This window comes from Stenotrophomonas sp. 2619 (assembly GCF_040548725.1).
Lineage (GTDB): Bacteria > Pseudomonadota > Gammaproteobacteria > Xanthomonadales > Xanthomonadaceae > Stenotrophomonas > Stenotrophomonas maltophilia_AP.
In genome coordinates, this window is sequence record NZ_JBEPSF010000001.1 from 398,107 (window position 1) to 423,291 (window position 25,185).

20 protein-coding genes are annotated in these 25,185 nt (G+C 68.0%); 7 read left to right on the forward strand and 13 right to left on the reverse strand.

From position 1 onward, the window contains the following. Positions 1 to 68: 68 nt before the first annotated feature. Together ABIA71_RS01920 and ABIA71_RS01925 are read right to left on the reverse strand one after the other, a co-directional pair. Positions 69 to 923 (reverse strand): IclR family transcriptional regulator domain-containing protein, encoded by an 855-nt coding sequence (locus ABIA71_RS01920; protein WP_128097385.1) that lies wholly within the window; start codon positions 921 to 923, stop codon positions 69 to 71. A 95-nt stretch (positions 924 to 1,018) separates the two neighbouring features. Continuing rightward, the gene (locus ABIA71_RS01925; protein ID WP_354282645.1) at positions 1,019 to 3,445 is read right to left on the reverse strand and encodes a membrane-bound PQQ-dependent dehydrogenase, glucose/quinate/shikimate family; all 2,427 of its coding nucleotides are present in this window, start codon (positions 3,443 to 3,445) and stop codon (positions 1,019 to 1,021) included. A gap of 306 nt (positions 3,446 to 3,751) precedes the next feature. Here ABIA71_RS01925 and ABIA71_RS01930 point away from each other — a divergent pair, with 306 nt between their 5' ends. Further along, the gene (locus ABIA71_RS01930) at positions 3,752 to 4,288 is read left to right on the forward strand and encodes an adenine phosphoribosyltransferase (protein WP_354282647.1); all 537 of its coding nucleotides are present in this window, start codon (positions 3,752 to 3,754) and stop codon (positions 4,286 to 4,288) included. A gap of 227 nt (positions 4,289 to 4,515) precedes the next feature. Here the strand turns inward: ABIA71_RS01930 and dbpA are convergent, their stop codons facing one another. The 3 genes from dbpA to ABIA71_RS01945 are packed head-to-tail and all read right to left on the reverse strand — an operon-like array spanning position 4,516 to position 7,329. After that, on the reverse strand, positions 4,516 to 5,892 hold the full coding sequence (gene dbpA, locus ABIA71_RS01935; protein ID WP_128097387.1) for an ATP-dependent RNA helicase DbpA: 1,377 nt from the start codon (positions 5,890 to 5,892) through the stop codon (positions 4,516 to 4,518). 48 nt (positions 5,893 to 5,940) lie between these two features. After that, complete coding sequence (locus ABIA71_RS01940) at positions 5,941 to 6,225, reverse strand: hypothetical protein (protein WP_354282649.1); 285 nt, start codon at positions 6,223 to 6,225, stop codon at positions 5,941 to 5,943. A gap of 27 nt (positions 6,226 to 6,252) precedes the next feature. Next, positions 6,253 to 7,329: a YeiH family protein gene (locus ABIA71_RS01945; protein WP_354282651.1), complete on the reverse strand. Its 1,077-nt coding sequence runs from the start codon at positions 7,327 to 7,329 to the stop codon at positions 6,253 to 6,255. Positions 7,330 to 7,431: 102 nt separating this feature from the next. Between ABIA71_RS01945 and ABIA71_RS01950 the strand changes: the two genes are divergently transcribed. Then, the gene (locus tag ABIA71_RS01950; protein WP_354282653.1) at positions 7,432 to 8,334 is read left to right on the forward strand and encodes a LysR family transcriptional regulator; all 903 of its coding nucleotides are present in this window, start codon (positions 7,432 to 7,434) and stop codon (positions 8,332 to 8,334) included. A 36-nt stretch (positions 8,335 to 8,370) separates the two neighbouring features. Then, positions 8,371 to 10,257 (forward strand): ATP-binding cassette domain-containing protein, encoded by a 1,887-nt coding sequence (locus ABIA71_RS01955; protein ID WP_354282655.1) that lies wholly within the window; start codon positions 8,371 to 8,373, stop codon positions 10,255 to 10,257. A 266-nt stretch (positions 10,258 to 10,523) separates the two neighbouring features. Here the strand turns inward: ABIA71_RS01955 and ABIA71_RS01960 are convergent, their stop codons facing one another. Together ABIA71_RS01960 and ABIA71_RS01965 are read right to left on the reverse strand one after the other, a co-directional pair. Further along, a complete protein-coding gene (locus ABIA71_RS01960) occupies positions 10,524 to 10,985 on the reverse strand; it encodes a c-type cytochrome (RefSeq protein ID WP_128097390.1) in 462 nt (153 codons plus the stop codon). 9 nt (positions 10,986 to 10,994) lie between these two features. Beyond that, complete coding sequence (locus tag ABIA71_RS01965) at positions 10,995 to 11,399, reverse strand: c-type cytochrome (protein ID WP_354282657.1); 405 nt, start codon at positions 11,397 to 11,399, stop codon at positions 10,995 to 10,997. A 207-nt stretch (positions 11,400 to 11,606) separates the two neighbouring features. On the opposite strand from ABIA71_RS01965, the gene ABIA71_RS01970 reads away from it, so the two are divergent. The 3 genes from ABIA71_RS01970 to ABIA71_RS01980 are packed head-to-tail and all read left to right on the forward strand — an operon-like array spanning position 11,607 to position 19,344. Continuing rightward, on the forward strand, positions 11,607 to 12,755 hold the full coding sequence (locus tag ABIA71_RS01970; protein ID WP_354282659.1) for an efflux RND transporter periplasmic adaptor subunit: 1,149 nt from the start codon (positions 11,607 to 11,609) through the stop codon (positions 12,753 to 12,755). Continuing rightward, positions 12,752 to 16,258, forward strand: coding sequence for an efflux RND transporter permease subunit (locus ABIA71_RS01975; RefSeq protein ID WP_354282661.1), 3,507 nt, complete (start codon positions 12,752 to 12,754; stop codon positions 16,256 to 16,258). The genes ABIA71_RS01970 and ABIA71_RS01975 overlap by 4 nt, the downstream gene beginning before the upstream one ends. Beyond that, complete coding sequence (locus ABIA71_RS01980; protein ID WP_354282663.1) at positions 16,255 to 19,344, forward strand: efflux RND transporter permease subunit; 3,090 nt, start codon at positions 16,255 to 16,257, stop codon at positions 19,342 to 19,344. Before ABIA71_RS01975 ends, ABIA71_RS01980 begins: the two co-directional genes overlap by 4 nt. Positions 19,345 to 19,478: 134 nt before the next feature. Here the strand turns inward: ABIA71_RS01980 and ABIA71_RS01985 are convergent, their stop codons facing one another. From ABIA71_RS01985 to ykgO, 6 genes are all read right to left on the reverse strand, one after another. Then, entirely contained in the window at positions 19,479 to 20,714 is a 1,236-nt protein-coding gene (locus tag ABIA71_RS01985; RefSeq protein WP_502960652.1) for a TraB/GumN family protein, read from the reverse strand. Beyond that, entirely contained in the window at positions 20,707 to 21,237 is a 531-nt protein-coding gene (locus ABIA71_RS01990; RefSeq protein ID WP_354282667.1) for a GNAT family N-acetyltransferase, read from the reverse strand. Before ABIA71_RS01990 ends, ABIA71_RS01985 begins: the two co-directional genes overlap by 8 nt. A 20-nt stretch (positions 21,238 to 21,257) precedes the next feature. Next, a complete protein-coding gene (locus ABIA71_RS01995) occupies positions 21,258 to 22,145 on the reverse strand; it encodes a carbon-nitrogen hydrolase (RefSeq protein WP_354282669.1) in 888 nt (295 codons plus the stop codon). 400 nt (positions 22,146 to 22,545) lie between these two features. Then, a complete protein-coding gene (locus tag ABIA71_RS02000) occupies positions 22,546 to 23,583 on the reverse strand; it encodes an agmatine deiminase family protein (RefSeq protein WP_354282671.1) in 1,038 nt (345 codons plus the stop codon). Between the two features lie 49 nt (positions 23,584 to 23,632). Next, complete coding sequence (locus ABIA71_RS02005; RefSeq protein WP_038688813.1) at positions 23,633 to 23,959, reverse strand: hypothetical protein; 327 nt, start codon at positions 23,957 to 23,959, stop codon at positions 23,633 to 23,635. A 156-nt stretch (positions 23,960 to 24,115) separates the two neighbouring features. Beyond that, positions 24,116 to 24,241, reverse strand: coding sequence for a type B 50S ribosomal protein L36 (gene ykgO / locus ABIA71_RS02010; RefSeq protein WP_005409283.1), 126 nt, complete (start codon positions 24,239 to 24,241; stop codon positions 24,116 to 24,118). Between the two features lie 194 nt (positions 24,242 to 24,435). Here ykgO and cmk point away from each other — a divergent pair, with 194 nt between their 5' ends. After that, positions 24,436 to 25,116, forward strand: coding sequence for a (d)CMP kinase (cmk, locus tag ABIA71_RS02015; RefSeq protein WP_354282909.1), 681 nt, complete (start codon positions 24,436 to 24,438; stop codon positions 25,114 to 25,116). Positions 25,117 to 25,185: the final 69 nt, after the last annotated feature.

A 25,185-nucleotide genomic window follows, 5' to 3' on the forward strand; every position in this document is an offset into this window, starting at 1 on the left:
CCGGCCGCTGGCCGGCAACCCGAACGAAAACTCGAACGAAACCGGATACCGCCGACCAATACCCCGCCTCAATGCAGCAACGTACCCAGCCGCTGCGCCGCTTCCCGCAGCCGCGGCAGCAGCTGCGACTGCATCACCCCCAGGCTGATGCGCCCGGCCTGCGTGCCGATGTTCAGCGCGCCCACCACCGCACCACTGCGCGCGTGCACGGGCACGGCGATCGAGCGCAGCCCGATCTCCAGCTCCTGGTCCACCAGCGCCACGCCGTCGCGGCGCACGCGGTCCAGCGTGTCCAGGAATTCGTCCATGCGCGTCACAGTGCGCTCGGTACGCGGCCGCAGCGGATTGCGTTCCAGGTAGCTTTCCAGCGTGTCGTGCGGCAACGCGGCCAGCAGCACGCGGCCCATCGAGGTGCAGTACGCCGGCAGCCGGCTGCCGGCGCGCAGCCCGATCGACATGATCCGCACGGTTTCAGCGCGGGCCACGTACAGCACGTCATCGCCATCCAGCACGCCCAGTGAGCATGACTCGTGCACGTCGTCGCGCAGGGCGTCCAGCACTGGCTGCGCGGCCGCCGTCATCGACGACGACGCGACATACGCCCCGCCCATGCCCAGCACGCGCGGCAGCAGCACGAAGCCGCGGCCCTGTTCGCCCACGTAGCCGAGCTTCTCCAGCGTGTACAGCACGCGCCGCACCGCCGCGCGCGAGATGCCGGTTTCGGTGCTGATCTGCGACATGGTCACTTCGCGCGGGTGCTGCGAAAACACGCTCAGCACCACCAGCCCGCGGCCCAGCGAGGTCATGAAATCCGGATCGCCCTGGTTGTCCTGGATCAGCTGCATCAGCTCATGGCTGAGCCCGCGATCCTGCGGCGGGGCAGGGGCGCGCTTGGGGCGACGGCTGGGAGGTGCGGCAGACATGGCGGTGGTTCGTGCTCGGTGATCGTGCATGGTAAGGGCTGCACGCGACGAAGCGAAGCGGCGCGCCACGGTGGGAAGACCGTGGCGCGCGGGGCTCAGCGCGTGGCCGGCAACGCGTAGGCGATCACGTAGTCACCACGATCCGGCGACTGGCGCGCACCGCCGGCGGAAATCACCACGTACTGGCGACCGGTCTTCGGCGACACATAGGTGATCGGCGTGCCCTGGCTGCCCACCGGCATGCGCGCCTTCCATACTTCCTCGCCGGTGCGGCTGTCATACGCGCGCAGGTAGTAATCCTGGGTGCCGGCGAAGAACAGCAGGCCCGACTGGGTGGCCAGCGAGCCGCCCAGGGTGGGCATGCCGATCGGAATCGGCAGACGCATCTTGACGCCCATCGGACCGGTGTCCTTCACCGTGCCCACCGGCACCTGCCAGACCAGCTGGTGGGTGGCCAGGTTGATCGCCGACAGCGTGCCGAACGGCGGCTTCTGGCAGGGAATGCCCAGCTTGGACAGGAAGCGGTCGCGCAGCGAGCCATACGGCGTGCCCGTCTGCGAGGCCGCGCCCATTTCCACGCCGCCGGCACCGGTGGTCATTTCCGCGCGCGGAATGAGCTTGGTCCACAGCCCCAGGCGCATGTCGTTGACGAACAGGTAGCCGGTGGTGGGATCCACCGATGCGCTGCCCCAGTTCATGCCGCCCAGCGAGCCGGGCCACTGCAGGGCCAGGTCCTCGCCCGGCGGGGTGAACATGCCGTCGTAGCGGAAGCCCTTGAACTGGATGCGGCACAGCATCTGGTCGATCGGCGTGGCACCCCACATGTCCGATTCGGTCAGCGTCTGCGCGCCGATCTGCGGCAGCCCCACCGACAGGCGCTGGGTGGGCGAATAGCGCTCGCCAGCAGCGTTGCCCTGCGGTGCCGCGATGTCGCGCACCTCGGTGATCGGCTGGCCGGTGGCGCGGTTGAGCATGAATACCTGGCCGGCCTTGGTGATCTGCAGCAGCGCGGGCAGCGTGCCGCCCTTGCCGTCGGGCACGTCGGTCAGGGTCGGCTGCGCGGGCAGGTCGTAATCCCACAGGTCGTGGTGCACGGTCTGGTAGACCCAGCGCTCCTTGCCGGTGGCCACGTCCAGTGCCACCACTGCCGAGCTGTACTTGTCATCCTGCGGGGTGCGTTCGCCGGCCCACTGGTCCGGCGTGGTGTTGCCGGTGGGCAGGTAGACCAGGCCCAACTGCGGGTCGTAGGCCATCGAGGTCCACACGTTCGGGGTGGCGCGGGTGTAGTGGATCGAGGGATCCAGCGGCACGTCCGGGGTTTCCCTGGACAGGTCCCAGACCCAGGCCAGCGCGCCGCTGCGCACGTTGTAGGCACGCACCACGCCGGAGGGTTCGTTGACCTCGATGTTGTCGGCCACGCGGCCGCCCACGATCACCAGTTCGCCGGCCACCAGGGGCGCGGCGGTCAGCGTGTAGAAGCCGGGCTTGATCTCGCCCATGCCCCGCTTGAGGTCCACCACGCCGGCCTCGCCGAAGTCCGGGCAGGGCGCGCCGGTGGTGGCATCCAGCGCGAACAGGCGCGCGTCGATCGAGGTCATCAGGATGCGCTTCTCGCACAACGCCGGCGCCGGTACTGCGGCGACGGTAGCCGGTGCGGCAGGGCCGGGTACGGCGGCGACGGTGGGCGCGCCGACCAGCGGCTGGCCTGCGTCGAAATAGCCCAGGCCACGGCAGCGCTGCCAGTTCGGCGCGCTCGCCTTGGGATCGAACGCCCAGCGCTGCTTGCCGCTGTCCACGTCCAGCGCCACCACCTGGTTGTGCGGCGTGCACAGGTACAGCGTGTCGCCGATCTGCAGCGGGGTGTTCTGGTCTTCGGCGCCGAAGCCATCACTCTGCGGCACGTCGCCGGTATGCGCGGTCCAGGCCACCTGGAGCTGGGTGACGTTGGCCGGGGTGATCTGGTCCAGCGCGGCGAAGCGGGTGCCGGCAGTGGTGTTGCCCCAGTGCTGCCAGTCGCGCTGCTCGCTGCCCTTGGCGACCGGCACCACGGCCGGGCGGGCGCCCTGCGCGGTGACCACCGGGCGCGGCTGGAACGCCGACACTGCGGTACCCAGCAGGCCCACCAGCAACAGCGCGGCCACGCCGTAGGCCGCACGCCCGGGGCGCTGGCCACGGTTGCGCCGAAGCACCGGCCAGGTCAGGGCGACCAGCATCGCCAGCACGGCGGGCATCACCAGCCGCGACACCAGCGGCCAGAATTCCAGCCCGGCATCGGCCAGCGCCCAGGCCACGGTGGCGACGAACGCCACGCCATACAACAGCGCGCCCGATGGGCGGCGCAGGGCCAGCAGGCCGCCGGCCACCAGCGACGCGGCGCCCATCAGCAGGAAGTACCAGCTACCGCCCAGCTGGGCCAGCCGCACACCGCCTACCAGCAGAACCAGGCCGAACAGCATCACCACGATGCCAATCAGGACCACCAGGGTGCGGCACAGGGCCGACGGTTTCGTGTTCTCGTCCACGTTGCATGAACCTCTACAGGAAACCCGGTACCGACCGGTACCGGGCAGGCCCGCGCGCGCCATGCGTGGCGGGGACCGTTGGCCTTCACACCCCGGCATTGCCTTGCCCGGCACGGGCGCGGGAATGCTTCGCTGCTTATCGCGGAAAGGGAGTGAACGACCGGTTAGGGCGATTATCGCACCGGTGTGCGATTTACGCGTGAACCCGTGGTGCCACCGATGGAACACAGCAACGCAGCGCCCGGCCGCGCGGGCAGTGCCGCGCCGAAGCGTTTACCCTATGCCACCCCGTTCGTTGCCCGCCCCATGACCGAGTCTTCCGCCACGCCCGCCTGGGCCGGCCGCCTGCGCGATATCGCCGATTTCCCCAAGCCGGGCATCCTGTTCAAGGACATCATGCCGCTGCTGGCCAATGGCGATGATTTCGCCGCGGCCATCGATGCGATGGTGCAGCCGTGGCGCACGGCGAACCTGCAGGCGGTAATGGGCATCGAATCGCGTGGCTTCATCCTGGGCGCGGCCATGGCGCGCGTGCTGGGCGTCGGCTTCGTGCCGGTGCGCAAGCCGGGCAAGCTGCCGGGCCGCACGCTGAAGCAGGAATACACGCTGGAGTACCGCACCGACACCATCGAAGTGCACGCCGACGCCTTGCCGGCCGGTGCGCGCGTGCTGGTGGTCGATGATGTGCTGGCCACCGGCGGCACGTTGCTGGCGGCGTTGTCGCTGGCGCGCCAGTTGCAGGTGGAGGTGGTGGGCGCGGCGGTGCTGGTGGAACTGGCCGGGCTGGGCGGGCGCGAGCGCTGGGACGGCAACGTGCCGCTGCTGGCCAACCTGGTGTATTGACCCGGAACACCCCGCCGTAGCGCCGGGCTCTGCCCGGCGGTTCGACATGGCGCAAGCCGACCAACGGTCGGCTCTACCGGGGAGGCACGTAGCGCCGGGCTCTGCCCGGCTGTTCGGCATGGCGCAAGCCGACCAACGGTCGGCTCTACCGGCTAAGCACGTAGCGCCGGGCTCTGCCCGGCTGTTCGGCAGGGCGCAAGCCGACCAACGGTCGGCTCTACCCCCGGTTACATGCGGCGGACGCGGAAGCGACGGCCCTTGATCTTGCCGGCTTCCAGCCGGTCGATCGCGCGGCCTACCTGCTCGCGCGCGATCGCCACGTACGAACGCGTGGCGTAGATGTCGATCTTGCCGATCACCTTGGCCGACAGCCCGGCTTCACCGGTCAACGCCCCCAGGATGTCGCCCGGGCGCAGCTTGTCGGTCTTGCCGCCATCGATGCGCAGGGTTTCCATCGCCGCCTGTGGCAGCACGGCGGGGCGTGCCGTCGCCAGCGGGGTCTTCTGCCAGTCCAGCGGCTTGCCCTGCGCGGCTTCCAGCGCATCGGCGCGGTTGCGCTCGCGGCCGGTCACCAGGCTTACCGCCAGGCCCGACGCACCGGCCCGGCCGGTACGGCCCACGCGGTGTTCGTAGGTTTCGATGTCGGTCGGCAACTCGTAGTTGATCACCGCCGCCAGGTCCTGCACGTCCAGCCCGCGCGCGGCCACGTCGCTGGCCACCAGCACGTTGCAGCTGCGGTTGGCGAAGCGCACCAGCACTTCATCGCGGTCGCGCTGTTCCATTTCGCCGTGCAACGGCAGCGCCGAGAAGCCGAACTGCTGCAACGAATTGGCTACGTCATCCACGTCGCGGCGGGTGTTGCAGAACACCACGGTCGATTCGGGGGTGTACTTCAGCAGCAGGCCGGCCAGCGCTTTCTGCTTGCTGGCCAGGTCCACTTCGCAGAACAGGTGGCGAATCGCCGGTGCGTTGTCGGCACCCTGGACGGTCACTTCCACCGGATCGCGCAGCAGCACGCGGGCGATCTCGCGGATCTCGTCGGGGTAGGTGGCCGAGAACAGCAGCGTCTGGCGGTCCTTGCTGGTGCGCCCGGCGATCTCGCGGATGGGCTCTTCAAAGCCCATGTCCAGCATGCGGTCGGCTTCGTCCAGCACCAGCGTGGTGACACCGCCCAGCTTCAGGACGCGCTTGCGGCCGAGCTCCTGGATGCGCCCAGGCGTTCCCACGACCACGTGCGGGTCGTGCGCTTCCAGCGAGGCCAGCTGCGGGCCCAGCGGCATGCCGCCGGTCAGCACCACCAGCTTCAGGTTGGGGATGCCGGTGGCGAGCTTGCGGATCTGCTTGCCCACCTGGTCGGCCAGTTCGCGGGTGGGGCACAGCACCAGTGCCTGGGCGCGGATCACCGACGGGTCCAGGGCCTGCAGCAGGCCCAGCCCGAAGGCGGCGGTCTTGCCGCTGCCGGTGGGTGCCTGGGCGATCAGGTCGCGGCGCTCAAGGATCGCCGGCAGGCTCTGCGCCTGCACGGGGGTCATCTGGGTATAGCCCAGCGCGTCGATGCCCGCCGCCAGCGAGGCCGACAGGGGCAGTTCGGAGAATTCATTCATGGCGCATTCTACCCGCTGTGCCGCCTGTCGGGCGTGTGCCGACGCTGCTCAGGCCAGATCCAGCGCCCGCAGCCCCGCCATCAACGCGGTGTGCTGGGCATGGCTGAACTCGCCCGGGCCGTCGCTGATATCCAGAATCAGCGTGTGGAACCAGGGGTTGGGGTGGCTGATGTCCTGCTCCCAGCGGACCACGACCTCCGGGCCCAGCACCCGCTGCAGCAGGTCGAGCAGGTCGTCTTCGGCGTCATCGACCGCCCCGTAGCGCTCCAGCACCTGACGGTACGGTATGTGCAGACGACGGCGATCGACGGGGGGAACACGCTCACGCTTCATCGCACCAGTGTGGCATGCGGCACCCGCTCACCCCAGCAGCGCGTGCACGCCCAGGTTGATGCCCAGGCCACCGGCCAGCAACCAGCCAAACAGCAGCAGGGCCAGCAGCAGCGGCTTCATGCCGGCCTGGCGCAGCGCCGACACGTGCGTGGTCAAGCCCAGCGCCGCCATGGCCATGGCCAGCAGCACCGTATCCACATCGATGGCGAGGGCGACCCACGTGGCAGGCAGCAGGTGCAGCGAATTCAACCCGGCCACCGCGACGAAGCCGAACGCAAACCACGGCACCACGATCTTCGCGCGCGCCGCCCCGGCCTGGGCGCGGCCACCGCGGGCCAGCAGCAACGACAGCGCCACCAGGAACGGGGCCAGCATCATCACCCGCACCATCTTGGCGATCACCGCGGTATCGGCGGCCCCTTCGCTGACCGCGCGTCCGGCCGCGACCACCTGTGCCACTTCGTGCACGGTGGAGCCGGTAAACACACCATAGGCCTGCTCGCTCATCGGCAACACGCCATGCGCCAGGGTGAGCGGGTACAGCGCCGGATACAGGAACATCGCCAGCGTACCGAACACCACCACGGTAGAGACCGCCACGGTGACCTGTTCCGCACGCCCGCGCACCACCGGCTCGGCCGCCATCACCGCTGCCGCGCCGCAGATCGCGCTGCCGGCACCGATCAGCAGGGCGCTCTCCTTGTCGATCCCGAACCAGCGCGTGCCGGCCCACCACGCCAGCGCGAAGGTGCTGGTCAGCACCAGCGCATCAATCAGCACGCCGCCAACGCCGACCTGGCCAATGTCCTGAAAGGTCAGGCGCAGGCCATACAGCACGATGCCGGCGCGCAGCAGCCACTGCTTGGAAAAGCCCACGCCCGCCGCCGCCTGCGGTGCCAGGCGCGGGTACACACTGTTGCCGAGCGCAATGCCGAGCACGATCGCAAGGGTGAGCGCACTGATGCCGTGCGCCTGCAGCCAGGGCAGGGTGGCCAGCGCCATCGCCGCCAGCGCGACACCGCCGGCCAGCAGCAGGCCGGGCAGGCGCCCCCGCCAACGGTGGGCGAGGGTGGGCAGGTAAATCGTGGGACGGGACGCGTTCACGGTGCGGCTCCTTTCAGATGGCCTCCAGCCTGCGCCCACCCGATAAACCTGTAAAACGCATTGTTTATGTGATTTCAACCGGTTTTATGGGTTAATGGCGCCATGCGCATCAGCCTTCGCCAATGGCAGGTAGTCGTGGCCGTCGCCGACGCGGGCACCACCGCCGCTGCCGGCGAGCAGCTGGCGTTGTCGCAGTCGGCCACCAGTGCGGCGCTCAACGAACTGGAGGCGCAGCTGCCGTCGCCGCTGTTCGACCGCATCGGCCGCCGCCTGATCCTCAATGCGCAGGGCCGGGCCCTGCTGGACCCGGCACGCGGGCTGTTGGCCGCGGCCGCGGACCTGGAGGCGATGGCCGGGGCAGGGCGACCGGCATCGGCCACCGGGGTGCCGCTGCAGCTGCGGATCGGGGCCAGCACCACCATCGGCAATTACATGCTGCCCGGCCGGGTCGCTGCCCTGCTGGCCGACCAGCCGCACGTGGACGTGGACCTGCGCATCGGCAACAGCGCCGAGGTGGTCGCGGCGGTGCAGCGGCTCGAGGTCGACCTGGGCCTCATCGAAGGCCCGTGCCACGAGAGCGGGCTGAACGTGCTGCCGTGGCAGCAGGACGCCCTGGTCATCGTGGCCGCCGCCGCGTCCCCGCTGAGGGCCCGCCCCGACCTTTCCGAATTGTCTGCCGCGCGCTGGTTGCTGCGTGAGCCCGGCTCGGGCACCCGCGAAGCGGTGGAACAGGCGTTGCTGCCGCACCTGTACCACTTCGCCCGCGCCATGCAGCTGGGCAGCACCGAAGCCATCAAGCAGGCCGCCGCGGCCGGGCTGGGCGTGGCCTGCCTGTCGCGGCATGCGGTGGCCGACCTGGTGGCGCTGGGCAGCCTGCGCATCCTGGACACCCCGCTGCCGGCGCTGTCGCGCCAGTTGTGGGTGGTCCACCACCCTGGCAAGCACGTGCCGCCGCCGTTGCGCGCCCTGCTGGGGCTGGCTGACGACGCTTTCGCATCCGGTTGAGCGACGCCGCGCACCGCCACACCGTACAATGGTCGGATGCCTCTGATTACTCTGCAAAACGTCGACTTCAGCGTCGGCGGCCCCCTGTTGCTGGAAAAAGCCGAACTGTCGATCGAGCCGGGCGAGCGTATCGCCCTGATCGGTCGCAATGGCGCCGGCAAATCGACCCTGCTCAAGCTGCTGTCCGGCGACCACAAGCCCGACGACGGAGAAGTCCGCGTGCAGCAGGGGGTGCGCATCACCCGCCTGGAACAGGAAGTCCCGCACGGTGCCGCCGGCAGCGTGTTCGACGTGGTGGCCGATGGCCTGGGCGAGCTGGGCCAGTGGCTGGCCGAGTTCCATCACCTGAGCATGGCCGACGAGTTCGACGGCGATGCCCTGTCGGCCGTGCAGGCCAAGATCGACGCCGCCAACGGCTGGGGCCTGGACCAGCGCGTCAGCGAAACCCTGACCAAACTTGACCTGGACGGCGAAGCCGAATTCGCGCGCCTGTCCGGCGGCATGAAGCGCCGCGTGCTGCTCGGCCGCGCGCTGGTGTCCTCGCCGGACCTGCTGCTGCTCGACGAACCGACCAACCACCTGGACATCGAAGCCATCGACTGGCTGGAAATGTTCCTCAAGAACTGGAACGGCAGCGTGGTGTTCGTCACCCATGACCGTCGCTTCCTGCGCGCACTGGCCACCCGCATCGTCGAGATCGACCGTGGCCAGGTCACCAGCTGGCCGGGCGACTGGGCCAACTACGAACGCCGCCGCGAAGAACGCCTCAATGCGCAGGCGCAGGAAAACGCGCGCTTCGACAAGCTGCTGGCCCAGGAAGAAATCTGGATCCGCCAGGGCATCAAGGCCCGCCGAACCCGCGACGAAGGCCGCGTGCGTCGCCTCAAGGCGATGCGCAATGATCGCTCGCAGCGCCGCGAACTGGGCGGCAACGTGCGCATGGAAGCGGCGCAGGCGGAGAACTCCGGCAAGAAGGTCATCGACGTCAAGGACATCTCCTTCGCCTTTGGCGAACGCGTGATGGTCAAGGACTTCAGTACCGTCATCCTGCGTGGCGACCGGATCGGCCTGATCGGTCCCAACGGCAGCGGCAAGACCACGCTGCTGAAGCTGCTGCTGGGCGACCTGCAGCCGCAGAGCGGCGAAGTGCGCGCCGGCACCAACCTGCAGATCGCCTACTTCGACCAGTACCGTGCGGTGCTGCGCGAAGACTGGACCGCGATCGAGAACGTGGCCGAAGGCCGCGATTTCATCGAATTCAACGGCAAGCGCAAGCATGTGCATGCCTACCTGCAGGACTTCCTGTTCTCGCCCGAGCGCGCCCGCGCGCCGATCACCCGCCTGTCCGGTGGCGAGCGCAACCGCCTCCTGCTGGCCAAGCTGTTCGCGCAGCCGTCCAACCTGCTGGTGATGGACGAACCGACCAACGACCTGGACGTGGAAACGCTGGAGCTGCTGGAAGAGCTGCTCAGCGATTACAGCGGCACCTTGCTGCTGGTCAGCCATGACCGTGACTTCCTCGACAACGTGGTGACCTCCACGATGGTGATGGAAGGCGACGGCGTGGTGGGCGAATACATCGGTGGCTACAGCGACTGGCAGCGCCAGGCCGAGCGCGTGGCGGCGGCCGCTGCCGCAGCACCTGCGGTGGCGGGCAAGCCGGCCGCCCCGGTTGCGGCAGCACCGGCCGAACCGGCCGCGGCCAAGCGCAAGCTCAGCTACAAGGATGCGCGCGAACTGGAACAGTTGCCGCTGAAGATCGAGACCCTGGAGAAGGACGTCGAAGGCCTCACCGCCGCGATGAACGACCCGGCGTTCTACCAGCGCAGCGCGCCCGACATGGCCGCCCACAACGCGAAGCTTGCCAAGGTGCAGGCCGAGCTGGATGCGGCATACGCGCGCTGGGAAGAACTGGACGCGTAACCCCGTAGAGCCGGGCTCTGCCCGGCTCGTGTCACACCTGCATGACGCCAGACGACAGGCAGCCGACCAACGGTCGGCTCTACCGGGTGGGTGTTCATGGCGCTGGGCGGACGCAGCCGACCAACGGTCGGCTCTACCGGGTGGGTGTTCATGGCGCCGGGCGGACGCAGCCGACCAACGGTCGGCTCTACCCGTTCAACAATCCGGGTAGAGCCACGCCATGCGTGGCTGCACGACCCACCCGACCAGACACTGGGCGCCCGCCGTCACTTCAACCCGTGCAGATCCCGCAGCTGGGTCGGCCGTGAGCCGAAGTACGCGGCCAGGTCGGCGATGTCCTGATCGCTCAGGTCGGTCGCCTGCGGGGTCATCAACGCGTGCTGGCGGTCGCCGGCGCGGTAGGCCTGCAATGCGTGGGCCAGGTAGTCACCGTACTGCCCACCCAGCTTCGGGTAGGTCGCGTCGATCGGTTTGTTGCCGTCGGCGCCGTGGCAGTCGATGCAGCTCTGGCCGGTGGCCTTGCCCTTGACCTGGGCGCGGGCTTCGCCGGCGGCGATGCGTCCGGTGGGTAGGCCGGCCGATGAGCCGGACCCGTGCTCGCCACTGGCGTGGCCCGGATCGGCGGCGGAATCTGCGCTGTTTTCCACCTGCGACTGCGAACACGCAGCCAGCAGCAGGGCAACGGACAGGGCGATGGCATAACGCTTGAAGGGCGCGGCTTTCGTCATGGGCGGTGCTTACTTGACGGTGGACAGGTAAACAGCGAGATCGGCGATCTCCTGTTCGCTGAAACTCATGGACTGCGCCTGCATCGTCGGATGCTTGCGCTTGCCCTGGCGGTACTCGCTCAGCGCCTGGCTGAGGTACTGCTGGGTCTGCCCACCAATCTTGGGCACTCGGTAGCTGGGGTAGGCGTTCTTGTAGCCGGTGATGCCGTGGCACCCCTGGCAGGTGTAGGCGAGTACCCGGCCATTGTCGAAACTGCCCGTCAACCCAGCCGGAGCGGCGGGGGCGGGCGGGGTGGCGGCAGGGGCGGGTGCGGCAGGTGCGGCGGGTACTGCTGGAGCAGTTGCGGCCTGTGCGGCGGCCCCGAGGGGCAGGAGGACGGCCAGAAGACAAGCGGCGAGCGGCTGCGGGCGCATGATGTCCTTTCCGGTGTACGGGTCTGGTCGTTCCGGCGTGGGGTACGGAACTGGCCCGAGTATAGCCTGCGTTTTCATCTAGCTGAAACCGGGGGGGCGGCGCGGGCGTCGCCGCAGGTCACCATGACCTTTGGGATATGGTGTGATCGTGACGTGGTGCATTACTTTGCTACCACACCTGCCTACGCATCCCTCAGGGACACGACGATGTCGCGAATTTCTTTCCTGCACGGCCGCACCGGAACCTGCGCCGCTGCCCTGCTGATCACCACCTCGCTGCTGCTCAGTGGCTGCGGCGCCGGCGCCGGCACCGCCGATGCGCAAGCCGCCGAAAAAGATCCCAAGGCTGAAAAAGCCGTCGACGCCGTGCCGGTCGAGGCGGTGGCCGCCAGCCGTCGCGCCGTCGCCGCCAGCTACACCGGCACCGCCGCGCTGGAAGCGCGCGCCGAATCGCAGGTGGTGGCCAAGACCTCCGGTGTGGCCTTGGCGGTGCTGGTCGAAGAGGGCCAGGCCGTGCGTGCCGGGCAGCCGCTGGTGCGCCTGGACCCGGACCGTGCGCGCCTGGCCGTGGCGCAGAGCGAAGCGGTGATGCGCAAGCTGGAGAACAACTACCAGCGTGCGCAGAAACTGATCGGCCAGCAGATGGTCAGCGCGGCCGATGTGGACCAGATCAAGTACGACGTGGAAAACGCCCGGGCGCAGTACCGCCTGGCCACGCTGGAACTGTCCTACACCACCGTGGTCGCACCGATCTCCGGCGTGATCGCCTCGCGCTCGATCAAGACCGGCAACTTCGTGCAGATCAACACGCCGATCTTCCGCATCATCGACAACTCGCGCCTGGAGGCCACCCTCAACGTGCCCGAACGCGAACTGGCCACGCTGCGCGCCGGCCAGCCGGTGACGCTGGTGGCCGATGCGCTGCCGGGCAAGTCGTTCCCCGGCGTGGTCGACCGCATCTCGCCGGTGGTCGACGCCGGCAGCGGCACCTTCCGCGTGGTCAGTGGCTTCGGTGAAGACGCGCAGGGCCTGCAGCCGGGCATGTTCGGCCGTATCCGCATCGACTACGACCAGCGCGCCGACGCGCTGGTGGTGCCGCGCCTGGCGCTGCTCGACGATGGCGAGCCGGCGGTGTTCCGGGTGCGCGCCGGCAAGGTGGCGCGGGTGCCGGTGAAGCTCGGCTATGCCGAAGGCCCGTGGGTGGAAATCCGCGAGGGCCTGGCCGAAGGCGACCAGGTGGTGACCGCCGGCAAGGTGGCCCTGCGTGATGGCACCGCCGTGCAGGTGATCGGCGCCAAGCCGGCCACCGCCACCGCATCGGCGCAACCGGCGAAGAAGGCGGAGAGCCGTCAATGACGTCGGCCGGCAACGACCACGGTAACGATCCGCACCCCGGCGACCGCCCGGGCGCACAGGGCGGGGGGCTGGTGGAATTCGCCACCCGCCGCCGCGTCACCATCGCCATGTGCACGGTGACGCTGATGCTGTTCGGCGTCATCGCGCTGGGCAACCTCAAGGTCAACCTGCTGCCCGACCTGAGCTATCCCACCCTGACCGTGCGCACCGAATACACCGGCGCGGCCCCCACCGAAATTGAAACCCTGATCAGCGAACCGGTCGAAGAGGCCGTGGGCGTGGTGAAGAACCTGCGCAAGCTCAAGTCGGTCTCGCGTACCGGGCAGAGCGATGTGGTGCTCGAGTTCGCCTGGGGCACCAACATGGACCAGGCCAGCCTGGAGGTGCGCGACAAGATGGAAGCGCTGAACCTGCCGCTGGAGGCCAAGGCCCCGGTGCTGCTGCGCTTCAATCCGTCCACCGAACCGATCATGCGCCTGGTGATCTCGGCCAAGGCCGACGCCGCCACCGATGCCGATGTGGTCCGCCAGCTCACCGAGCTGCGCCGCTATGCCGATGAAGACCTGAAGAAGAAGCTCGAACCGGTGGCCGGCGTGGCCGCGGTCAAGGTGGGCGGCGGTCTGGAAGACGAGATCCAGGTCGACATCGACCAGCAGAAGCTGGCCCAGCTCAACCTGCCGATCGACAACGTGATCAAGCGGCTCAAGGAAGAGAACATCAACATCTCCGGCGGTCGCCTGGAGGAAGGCTCTCAGCGCTTCCTGGTGCGTACCGTCAACCAGTTCGCCGACCTGGAGGACATCCGCAACCTGCTGGTGACCACCCAGGGCAGCAATGGCAGCGCCGCCGACGCGGCCATGCAGCAGATGTTCGCCATTGCCGCGTCGACCGGGTCCGATGCGGCGGTGGCCGCCGCCTCGGCCGCGCAGAGTGCGTCCAGCAGCAGTTCCTCGACCATCGCCAATGGTGTGCCGGTGCGGCTGAAGGACGTGGCCAGCGTGCGCCAGGGCTACAAGGAACGCGAGGCGATCATCCGCCTGGGCGGCAAGGAAGCGGTGGAACTGGCGATCTACAAGGAAGGCGATGCCAACACCGTGGCCACCGCCGAGGCGCTGCGCGCGAAGCTGGAGCAGATCAAGGCGCAGATTCCCGGCGACGCCCAGCTCACCACCATCGAAGACCAGTCGCGCTTCATCGAACACGCCATCAGCGACGTCAAGAAAGACGCGGTGATCGGCGGCCTGCTGGCCATCCTGATCATCTTCCTGTTCCTGCGCGATGGCTGGAGCACGTTCGTGATCAGCCTGTCGCTGCCGGTCTCGATCATCACCACGTTCTTCTTCATGGGCCAGATGGGCCTGAGCCTCAACGTGATGTCGCTGGGCGGTCTGGCGTTGGCCACCGGCCTGGTGGTGGACGATTCGATCGTCGTGCTGGAAAGCATCGCCAAGGCGCGCGAGCGCGGCCTGGGTATCTTGCAGGCGGCCATTGCCGGTACCCGCGAAGTGAGCATGGCGGTGGTCGCCTCGACCCTGACCACCATTGCGGTGTTCCTGCCGCTGGTGTTCGTCGATGGCATCGCCGGGCAGCTGTTCCGCGACCAGGCGCTGACCGTGGCGATCGCCATTGCGATCTCGCTGCTGGTGTCGATGACCCTGATTCCGATGCTGAGCTCGCTCAAGGGCCGCCCGCCGCTGGCGTTCCCGGACGAGCCGGCGCACGCGGCATGGCAGCCTGAAAAGCGCTGGCTCAAGCCGGTGGCCAGTGGTCGCCGCGGCGTCGGTGCGTTGGTCCGCTGGGCCTGCTTCGGCGTAGCCTGGGCGATCATCCGTGTGTGGCGCGGCATCGTGGCCGTGGTCGGTCCGGTGATGCGCAAGGCCAGCGACGTGGCGATGAAGCCCTACGCGGGCGCCGAACGCGGTTACCTCAAGCTGCTGCCGGGCGCGCTGCATCATCCGGGCAAGGTGCTGGGCTTTGCCGCGCTGGCCTTCGTGGCCACCATGGCGCTGGTGCCGATGCTGGGTGCCGACCTGATCCCGCAGCTGGCCCAGGACCGCTTCGAAATGACCGCCAAGCTGCCGGCCGGCACGCCGCTGAAGCAGACCGATGCGCTGGTCCGCGAACTGCAGCTGGCCCATGCCAAGGACGACCAGATCGCGTCGTTGTATGGCGTCAGTGGCAGTGGCACGCGGCTGGATGCAAGCCCGACCGAAAGCGGTGAGAACATCGGCAAACTCACCGTGGTGATGGCTGGTGGCGGCGATGCGCGCACCGAGGCGGCCATCACCGAGCGCCTGCGCGATTCGATGCAGCAGCACCCCGGCGTGCAGGTCGACTTCGCACGGCCGGCGCCGTTCAGTTTCTCCACGCCGCTGGAAGTGGAGCTGCGCGGCCAGGACATGGCCACGCTGGAGCGCGCCGGGCAGGCGCTCGCTGCGATGCTGCGCAACAACCCGCACTACGCCGACGTCAAATCCACGGTCGAAGAGGGCTTCCCGGAAATCCAGATCCGCTTCGACCAGGAACGCGCCGGTGCGCTGGGCCTGACCACCCGGCAGATCGCCGATGTGGTGGTGAAGAAGGTGCGCGGCGACGTGGCCACCCGCTACAGCTTCCGCGACCGCAAGATCGACGTGCTGGTGCGTGCGCAGGAAGGCGACCGCGCCAGCGTGGAGAGCATCCGTCGCTTGATCGTCAACCCGGGCAGCAGCCGTCCGGTCACGCTGGATGCGGTGGCCGAAGTGGTCGCCACCAACGGTCCCAGCGAGATCCATCGCGCTGACCAGACCCGCGTGGCAGTGGTCTCGGCCAACCTGCGCGACATCGATCTGGGCGGCGCAGTGCGCGAGGTGCACGACATGGTGGCCAAGCAGCCGCTGGGCGCCGGTGTAGGCATGCACATCGGCGGGCAGGGCGAGGAACTGGCTGAATCGGCGCGTTCGTTGATCTTCGCGTTCGGCCTGGCGATCTTCCTGGTGTATCTGGTGATGGCCTCGCAGTTCGAGTCGTTACTGCACCCGTTCGTCATCCTGTTCACCATTCCGCTGGCGCTGGTCGGGGCGATCCTGGCCCTGATGCTCACCGGCAAGCCGATTTCGGTGGTGGTGTTCATCGGCCTGATCCTGCTGGTGGGGTTGGTGACCAAGAACGCGATCATCCTGATCGACAAGGTCAACCAGCTGCGCGAGGCCGGGGTGCCCAAGCAGGAGGCGCTGGTGGAAGGCGCGCGCTCGCGCCTGCGTCCGATCATCATGACCACGCTGTGCACGCTGTTCGGCTTCCTGCCGCTGGCGGTGGCGATGGGCGAGGGTGCCGAAGTGCGCGCCCCGATGGCGATCACCGTGATTGGTGGCCTGCTGGTGTCCACGCTGCTCACCCTGGTGGTGATCCCGGTGGTGTACGACCTGCTCGACCGTCGCGGTGATGCGTATTACCGCGAGCGCGGCCGCAAGCACGCCGGCCACGTCGAGCCCGCTGGCGGCGCTGCGCAGGAGCCGGCATGAGCATCGCCGAGTTCTCCATCCGCCGCCCCATCACCACCATCATGTGTTTCGTGTCGCTGGTGGTGGTGGGCCTGATCGCCTCGTTCCGGCTGCCGCTGGAAGCGCTGCCGGACATCTCCGCGCCGTTCCTGTTCGTGCAGGTGCCGTACACCGGTTCGACCCCGGAGGAGGTGGAGCGCAACATCATCCGCCCCACCGAAGAAGCGCTGGCCACCATGACCGGGATCAAGCGCATGCGCTCCTCGGCCACCTCCGAAGGCGCCAGCATCTTCATCGAGTTCACCGACTGGGACCGCGACATCGCCATTGCCGCCTCCGATGCGCGTGAGCGCATCGATGCGATCCGCAGCGACCTGCCCGACGACCTGCAGCGCTACAACGTGTTCAAGTGGTCCAGCAGCGACGAACCGGTGCTCAAGGTGCGGCTGGCCAGCAGCACCGACCTGACCGGCGCGTACGACATGCTCGACCGCGAGTTCAAGCGGCGCATCGAACGCATCCCCGGCGTGGCCCGGGTCAACATCTCCGGCGCACCGCCGAACGAGGTGGAAATCGCGATCAGCCCTGATCGGCTCACCGCGCACAACCTGAGCATCAACGAGCTCAGCGACCGGCTGCGCACGCTGAATTTCTCGATCTCCGCCGGGCAGATCGACGACAACGGGCAGCGCGTGCGGATCCAGCCGGTGGGTGAAATCACCGACCTGCAGGAGCTGCGCGACCTGGTGATCGACACCAAGGGCCTGCGCCTGGGCGATATCGCCGAGATCCGGCTCAAGCCCACCCGCATGAACTACGGTCGTCGCCTGGACGGCAATCCCGCGGTGGGCCTGGACATCTACAAGGAGCGCAGCGCCAACCTGGTGGAGGTTTCGCGCGCTGCGTTGGCGGAGGTGGAGGCGATCCGCACCCAGCCGTCGATGCGCGACGTGCAGATCAAGGTCATCAACAACCAGGGCAAGACCGTGACCTCCTCGCTGCTGGAACTGGCCGAGGCCGGCGCGGTCGGCCTGCTGCTGTCGGTGACGGTGCTGTTCTTCTTCCTGCGCCATTGGCCGTCCACGCTGATGGTGACCCTGGCCATCCCGATCTGTTTCGTGATCACGCTGGGCTTCATGTACTTCGCCGGGGTCACCCTCAACATCCTGACCATGATGGGGCTGCTGCTGGCGGTGGGCATGCTGGTGGACAACGCGGTGGTGGTGGTGGAGAGCATCTACCAGGAACGCGAGCGCATGCCCGACCAGCCGCGGCTGGCCTCGATCATCGGCACCCGCAACGTGGCCATCGCGCTGAGCGCCGGCACCTTGTGCCACTGCATCGTGTTCGTGCCCAACCTGTTCGGCGAAACCAACAACATCAGCATCTTCATGGCCCAGATCGCGATCACCATCTCGGTGTCGCTGCTGGCCTCGTGGCTGGTCGCGGTCAGCCTGATCCCGATGCTGTCCGCCCGCATGCAGACGCCCAAGCTGGTGCATTCGGAAACCGGGGTGATCGCCCGCCTGCAGCGCCGTTACGCCAAGGTGCTGCAGTGGACGCTGGAGCACCGCGGGTGGAGCGTGTTCGGCATCCTCATGGTGGTGCTGATCAGCCTGGTGCCGATGAAGCTGACCAAGATCGACATGTTTGGCGGCGAAGGCGGCAAGGACATCTTCATCGGCTACAACTGGAAGGGTGCCTACACCTACAGCCAGATGTCCGAGGAAGTCGCCCGCGTCGAACGCTACCTGGACGAGAACCGCGAAAAGCTGCACATCACCCAGGTCTATTCCTGGTACAGCGAGCAGGAAGGCAGCAGCACCACCGTGACCTTCGACGAGAAGCACGCCGACAACCTGCCCGCCGTGCAGGAGGCGCTGCGCAAGGGCCTGCCGCGCTCGGCGCGCACCGATTACATCGTGGGCAACCAGGGCGGCGACGGCGGTGGTGGCGGTGGCAACCAGTCGGTGCAGGTGCAGCTGGTGGGCGACTCGACCAAGATGCTGCAGGAGATCGGCGAAGACGTGGTACCGCTGCTGGCGCGGCGCAAGGAACTGCGCGACGTGCGCATCGACAACGGCGAGAAGGGCAGCGAGCTGTCCATCCACGTCGACCGCGAACGGGCGGCCGCGTTCGGCTTCAATGCCGAACAGGTGGCCAGCTTCGTCGGCCTGGCCCTGCGTGGCGCGCCGATGCGCGAGTTCCGCCGCGGTGACAGCGAAGTGCCGGTATGGGTGCGTTTCGCCGGGGCCGAGCAGAGCAGCCCGGAAGACCTGGCCAGCTTCACCGTGCGCACCGGCGACGGTCGCTCGGTGCCGCTGCTGAGCTTGGTCGATGTCTCGATCAAGCCGTCGGCCACGCAGGTGGGGCGCACCAATCGCCAGACCACGCTGACCATCAAGGCCAACCTGGCCGAGAAGGTCACCGCGCCGGAAGCGCGCAAGGCGATGGAGGAAACCCTCACGCCGATGAGCTTCCCGGCCGGGTACACCTTCACTTTCGACGGCGGCGATTACGGCAACGACAACGAGGCCATGCAGCAGATGCTGTTCAACCTGATCATCGCGCTGGTGATGATCTACGTGGTGATGGCCGCGGTGTTCGAATCGCTGCTGTTCCCGGCGGCGATCATGAGCGGCGTGCTGTTCTCGATCTTCGGCGTGTTCTGGCTGTTCTGGATCACCGGCACCTCGTTCGGGATCATGTCCTTCATCGGCATCCTGGTGCTGATGGGCGTGGTGGTGAACAACGGCATCGTGATGATCGAGCACATCAACAACCTGCGCAGGCGCGGCATGGGCCGCACCCAGGCGCTGGTGGAAGGCTCACGCGAGCGCCTGCGCCCGATCATGATGACCATGGGCACGGCCATCCTGGCGATGGTGCCGATCTCGCTGACCGACACCCAGCTGCTCGGCGACGGCCCGCCGTACTACCCGATGGCCCGCGCCATCGCCGGCGGCCTGGCGTTCTCCACGGTGGTCAGCCTGCTGTTCCTGCCGACCATCTACGCCATGCTCGACGACATGAGCAGCGCGGTGTCGCGCATCATCCGCCGCGCCCGCGGCCTGCCGGCCAAGGGCGAAGCAGCAACGGCCGCGTAAGCGGCCGGGCACCACAGAATCCGGTAGTGCCGGCCGCTGGCCGGCTTCCCGGAATGCTTGGACACCGGACGCTGGCCGGTACAAAAAAAAGGCCACGCAGTGCGTGGCCTTTTTCTGTTGTCGGCGCGCAGCGCTTACCCGGCCACCTTGCCCCACACCTGCAGGCCGGTCAGCCACAGCCCCAGCATGCTGCCCAGGTTGGTCAGCATGAAGGTCAACACCACCCGGGTTACCCGGTTGCGGTACCAGCCCTTCACGCTCTGCGCGTCGTCGCGCAGCTTGAGGAAATCCTCATACGCCGGCTTGCGCAGGCGCGTTTCCACCAGCGCGGCGAACGCGCCGGTCGGAATGCTCAACCGGAACGGCTTGAACGGCGCGACCACGATCGCGGTCAGGATGCTCAGCGGATGGCTGCCCGCCAGCAGGCAGCCCAGGCCCGCCAGGCCGCCGGTGTACATCGCCCAGGTCAGCAGCAGCTCGCCGCCCATGCCCAGGCCACCCCGGTAGAAGCCCACTGCAATCCCGGCCAGCACCACCGCCAGGATGGTCAAGGTGATCCACGGAATGTTGCGCTTCTTCGGCACCGCTTCCAGCGACTCGCGCAGCGGGCCGGGGGCATCGGTGTCGGTTTCCAGGTACTTGGCCAGGCCGGCCAGGTGCCCCGCACCGACCACCGCCAGCACCTCGCGCTGGGCCGGGTCGTGCACTTCGCGCAGGCGCGTGGCCATGTAGCGGTCGCGCTCGCCGATGATGGTTTCATACAGCGCAGGGCTTTCGCTGGCGAACTCGCCGAAGCTGGCTTCCAGCATGTCGCCCTGCTTGAGCTTTTCGATCTCGTCCTCGCCGACCTCGTCGGACGCGAACAGGCCGGCGCCCAGGCCCATCACCAGCTTGATCCGGCCGAAGAACCCCAGCCGCTGCGAGGCGCGCTTGAAGGTCAGGCCCACTTCGCGGTCGATCAGGTGCACCGGCAGGTTGTGTTCGTTGGCCAGGGTCACCGCACGCTTGAGTTCGGCGCCCGGTTCGATGCCGAGCTGCTCGGCGAGGCGACGCTGGTAGGCGGCCAGCGCCAGGTTGGCGGCGAACAGCGCCACGCGACCCTTGCGGATCACCTCGACCAGATCCAGCTTGGCCAGGGCATCAGGGTTGGTCAGTGCCTGCAGGCGCTGGGCGTCCAGTTCCACGGCGACGGCGTCGAAGCGGCCACTGCCGATCGCCCGTTCCACCGCTTCCACGCTGGCCTGGGACACGTGCGCGGTGCCGAGCAGGGTGTAGCGCACGCCGTCGCGTTCGACCACGCGCACGGGCTGGCCGGCGAACAGGGTGTCGCCGGTGTCATCGAGTTGGGGTTCAGTCATTGCATCATTCATTCGAAGGGGCGCTGTCGGCACCATCGCCGAGCGCACGCTGCATCTGGACGGTGTCCAGCCAGCGGCCATGCTTGCGACCGAGGCCGCGGAAAATGCCCACGGTGTGGAAACCGAAGCGCTCGTGCAGTTTGATCGAGGCGGTGTTGGTCGGCTCACCGATCACCGCCACCATCTGCCGGTACCCGCGTGCGACGCAGGCGTCGATCAGACCCTGCATCAGCGCGGTGCCGACGCCACAGCCCTGGAAGGCAGCATCCACGTAGACCGAATTTTCCACGGTCCACTGGTAGGCGATGCGCCCGCGGTAGGTGTTGGCGTAGGCATACCCGGCCACCTGGCCATCGACCTCGGCCACGATGTAGGGAAAGCCACGGCCCACGATGTCGTGCATGCGCCGCTGCATTTCCGCCGCGTCGGGCACGTCGTACTCGTAGGTGTTGACCAGGTCGGTGACCTCCACCGCGTAGATCGCGGTGATGGCATCGATGTCGGTGTCGCGGGCGTCGCGCAGCTGCACGGTCACGGGGTGGGGGGTCCTGGGGGTCAGTCGATGTAGCGCTTGAGCAGGTCGCCGTATGCATCAATGCGGCGATCACGCAGGAACGGCCAGATGCGGCGCACGTGCTCGCTGCGCTGCAGGTCGACCTCGCACAGCAGCACGGTGGGCTCGCCGCCGGCTTCGGCGATGAACTCGCCCTGCGGGCCGAGCACGTGGCTGTTGCCCCAGAACTGGATGCCCGAGGCACCCAGCGGCGAGGCTTCATGGCCGACGCGGTTGCAGCTCAGGACCGGTACGCCGTTGGCCACGGCATGGCCGCGGTGGCTGAGGACCCAGGCATCGCGCTGGCGACCCTGTTCGTCCTGCTGGTCGTCCGGGTCCCAGCCGATGGCGGTGGGGTAGAGCAGTAGTTCGGCGCCGGCCAGTGCCATGAGGCGGGCGGCTTCGGGGTACCACTGGTCCCAGCAGACGAGCACGCCCAGGCGGCCGACGGAGGTGTCGATCGGGGTGAAGCCGAGGTCGCCGGGGGTGAAGTAGAACTTTTCGTAGAAGCCCGGATCGTCCGGGATGTGCATCTTGCGATACTTGCCCAGCAGGGTGCCGTCCTTTTCGAAGACGACGGCGGTGTTGTGGTACAGGCCGGCGGCACGGCGTTCGAACAGCGAGCCGACGATGACGACGCCGTGCTTTTTGGCCAGTGCGCCCAGGCGTTCGGTGCTGGGGCCGGGGATGGGCTCGGCCAGGTCGAATTCGTCCACCGATTCGTGCTGGCAGAAGTACGCGCCGTTGTGCAGTTCCTGCAGCAGGATCAGCTTGGCACCCTGGGCGGCCGCTTCCGCCACGCGCGTTTCGATCACGGCCAGATTGGCGGCGGCGTCACCGTGGTTGCGCTCCTGGATCAGGGCGACGGAAAGGGTGTGGCGTGAGCTCATCCGGGTGCGGTCCTGCAGGGGGAAAAACGCAGTTTATCGCGGATGGGTGCACGCAGCGTGCTGGGCGCTAAATGCGCGGCGATGCCCGTCCGTAGAGCCGGGCTCTGCCCGGCTGGAACGTATCCGTAGCGCCGGGCTCTGCCCGGCTGGAACGTATCCGTAGCGCCGGGCTCTGCCCGGCTGGAACGCATCCGTAGCGCCGGGCTCTGCCCGGCTGCCTCACCACGCCACGCGGACCGCCGTGGCCTGTGAATGTCCCCGCCGACCCCCCCGACGGTGTACAGGCGGCCACGGGAGAGCAACGGCCAGCCCAGCGGGCAGGCAGACGCCCGCGCTTCGCCGAAAACCAAAAGCGCCGGGCAAGGCCCGGCGCCAGGTGGTACGTCGATCAGGGGTGGCGTTACGCCAGCAACCCTTCCGGCAACTGCATGGTGATGCAGTGCAGGCTGCCGTTCTGCCAGATCAGCGAGCGGCACGGCACCGGGACGATTTCGCGGTCCGGGTAGGCCTGGGCCAGCACCGCGCGGGCGGCTTCGTCGGCGACATCCCCGTAGGCCGGCATCAGCACCGCGCCGTTGAGGATCAGGTAGTTGGCGTAGGACGCGGCCAGGCGGCGGCCCTCGTCGATCACCGGCTGTGCCCACGGCAGCGGGAACAGGCGGTACGGCGCACCGTCGGCGGTCCGCAGCGCGGCCAGTTCGTTGCCCATCGCCTGCAGTTCGGCGAAGTGCGAATCGCTGCTGTCATCGCAGGCCTGGTAGACGATGCTGTCCACCGAGGCGAAGCGTGCCAGCGTGTCGATGTGGGCGTCGGTGTCGTCGCCTTCCAGGTAACCGTGGTCCAGCCACAGCACGCGATCCTGTTGCAGCCAGCCGGCCAGGTCGGTGCTGAGCGAGGCGCGCTCGCGGTCCGGGTGGCGCTCGTGCAGGCACTGCCAGGTGGTCAGCAGCGTGCCCGCACCGTCGGTTTCGATCCCGCCGCCTTCCAGTGCGAACGGAATGCTCTGCACCTCCGCGTTCGGCGCGAACACGCCTGCGGCGTGCAGGACGCCGACCAGCTGGTCGTCCAGGCTTGCGTCGAACTTGCCGCCCCAGCCAGTGAAGCGGAAATCGAGCAGGCGGAAGCCGCCGTCGGCGCGCTTGAGCGTGATCGGGCCCGAATCGCGCAGCCAGGTGTCGTCGTACTGCGCGGTGACGAACCGGACCCGGTCCATGTCGATCCGGTTGGAGCGCAGGCGCGCATCGGCGTAGGCCTCCAGGTCATCGTCGGCAACGATGATCAGCACCGGCTGGAAACGGGTGATGGCCGCCACCAGGGCGATGTAGGTGTCCTCGACGTCACCCAGGCGGTCGGCCCAGTCGGTGTCGGCGTGGGGCCAGGCGATCAGGATGGCGGACTGGGTTTCCCATTCGGCCGGAAAGCGGAGCGTGTCGTTCATGGTCTCGGTGCGATGGCCCGCCGTGCGGCGGGCGGGGGAAAGGAAAGAATCAGCGGATCGGCGGCTTCGGGCCGACCTCGTTGGCGTCGGCCTTGTTGGCCACCACGTCGATCACCTTCTGCTTTTCGAAGTAGACGGTGAACTGCGGGTACACCCAGCGGTTGATGGTCGGCCACTGGCGCTTCTGTCCGCCGCGCGGTTCCAGGCGCTCGCCCGGGTCCCCGAACTGCGACTGCACCTGCTGCATGCTCTGCCCGCGGACGGGCAGGGCGGTGGCGGGCTTTTCCTGGCTGCGGTCGATCAGCAGCGTGTCGGCATGGGCGCTGGCGCAGGCCAGCAGGGCCAGCAACGGCAGGGTGGTCAGGTAACGCTTCATCTCGATCTACTCCCCAGTGGTCAAGAATACGGAAGAGGCCACGACCGACGGTCGTGGCCCACCCGGCGATTACAACAAAAACGGCAATAAAAAACCGCCCGGAGGCGGTTTTTTATTCAGGTTGGTCGCGGCCGTGGGGCCGTGACGCCTTCAGGCTCAGCGCTGGCGAGCCTTGAAACGCGGGTTCGACTTGCAGATCACGAAGATCTTGCCACGGCGACGGACGACCTTGCAGTCGCGGTGACGAGCCTTGGCGGACTTCAGGGAAGACAGGACTTTCATTGCATACCTCGGCGTAAACGTTGGATTCGGTTGGAGCGCGGCCGCGATATGCAGATGACAATCGGCAGGTGACGCCCGTTCAAGCCCGCAATTGTACCGGTCTTTTTTCCATCCTTTCAAGTGGTTGCACGAAAAAGGTCTCGGGCGCCCCCGGGCGGGGGCTAGAATGGGCGGTCCATTCCACAGGGAAACCCATGAACCAGCTTCCTCCCGTGCTCACCATCGACGGCCCGTCCGGGGCCGGCAAGGGGACTGTCAGCCGCATTGTCGCACGCCGCCTGGGCTGGCATTACCTGGATTCTGGCGCCCTGTACCGCGCCGTGGGCGTGGCCGCCAGCTGGGCCGACATCGACACCTCCGACGCCTCGGCGCTGGTGCGCTGCACCTTCGATACCCATGTCCGGTTCGTCGAATCGGCCGATGGCGGGCTGCGGGTGGTGGTCAACGATACCGATGCCACCGATGAGCTGCGCCTGGAGACCACCGGCGCGCTGGCCTCGGCCATTGCGGCCATCCCGGAGGTGCGGGCCGCCTTGAAAGAGCGCCAGCGCGCATTCAGGGTTCTGCCCGGCCTGGTCGCCGACGGCCGCGACATGGGCACGGTGATCTTCCCCGACGCCCCATTCAAGGTCTTCCTGACCGCCAGCGCCGAGGAGCGTGCCGGGCGCCGGCATAAGCAGTTGAAAGACAAGGGGGTTTCTGTTAACTTTGAAGACCTCCTGCGCGAGATCATGGCCCGCGACGCCCGTGATGCACAGCGCACAGTGGCGCCCCTGAAGCCGGCAGACGATGCCGTCATCATCGACACCAGTGGCATCGGCATCGACGCAGTCGTTGCCAATGTGTTGGATCTGCTTCCGGTTTCGGGTGCCTGATCCGTTGTACAGGAGAGCCGCCAGCCCATCGGCGGTGTCGCACATCGCAAGGCAACAAAAGCTCCGTCC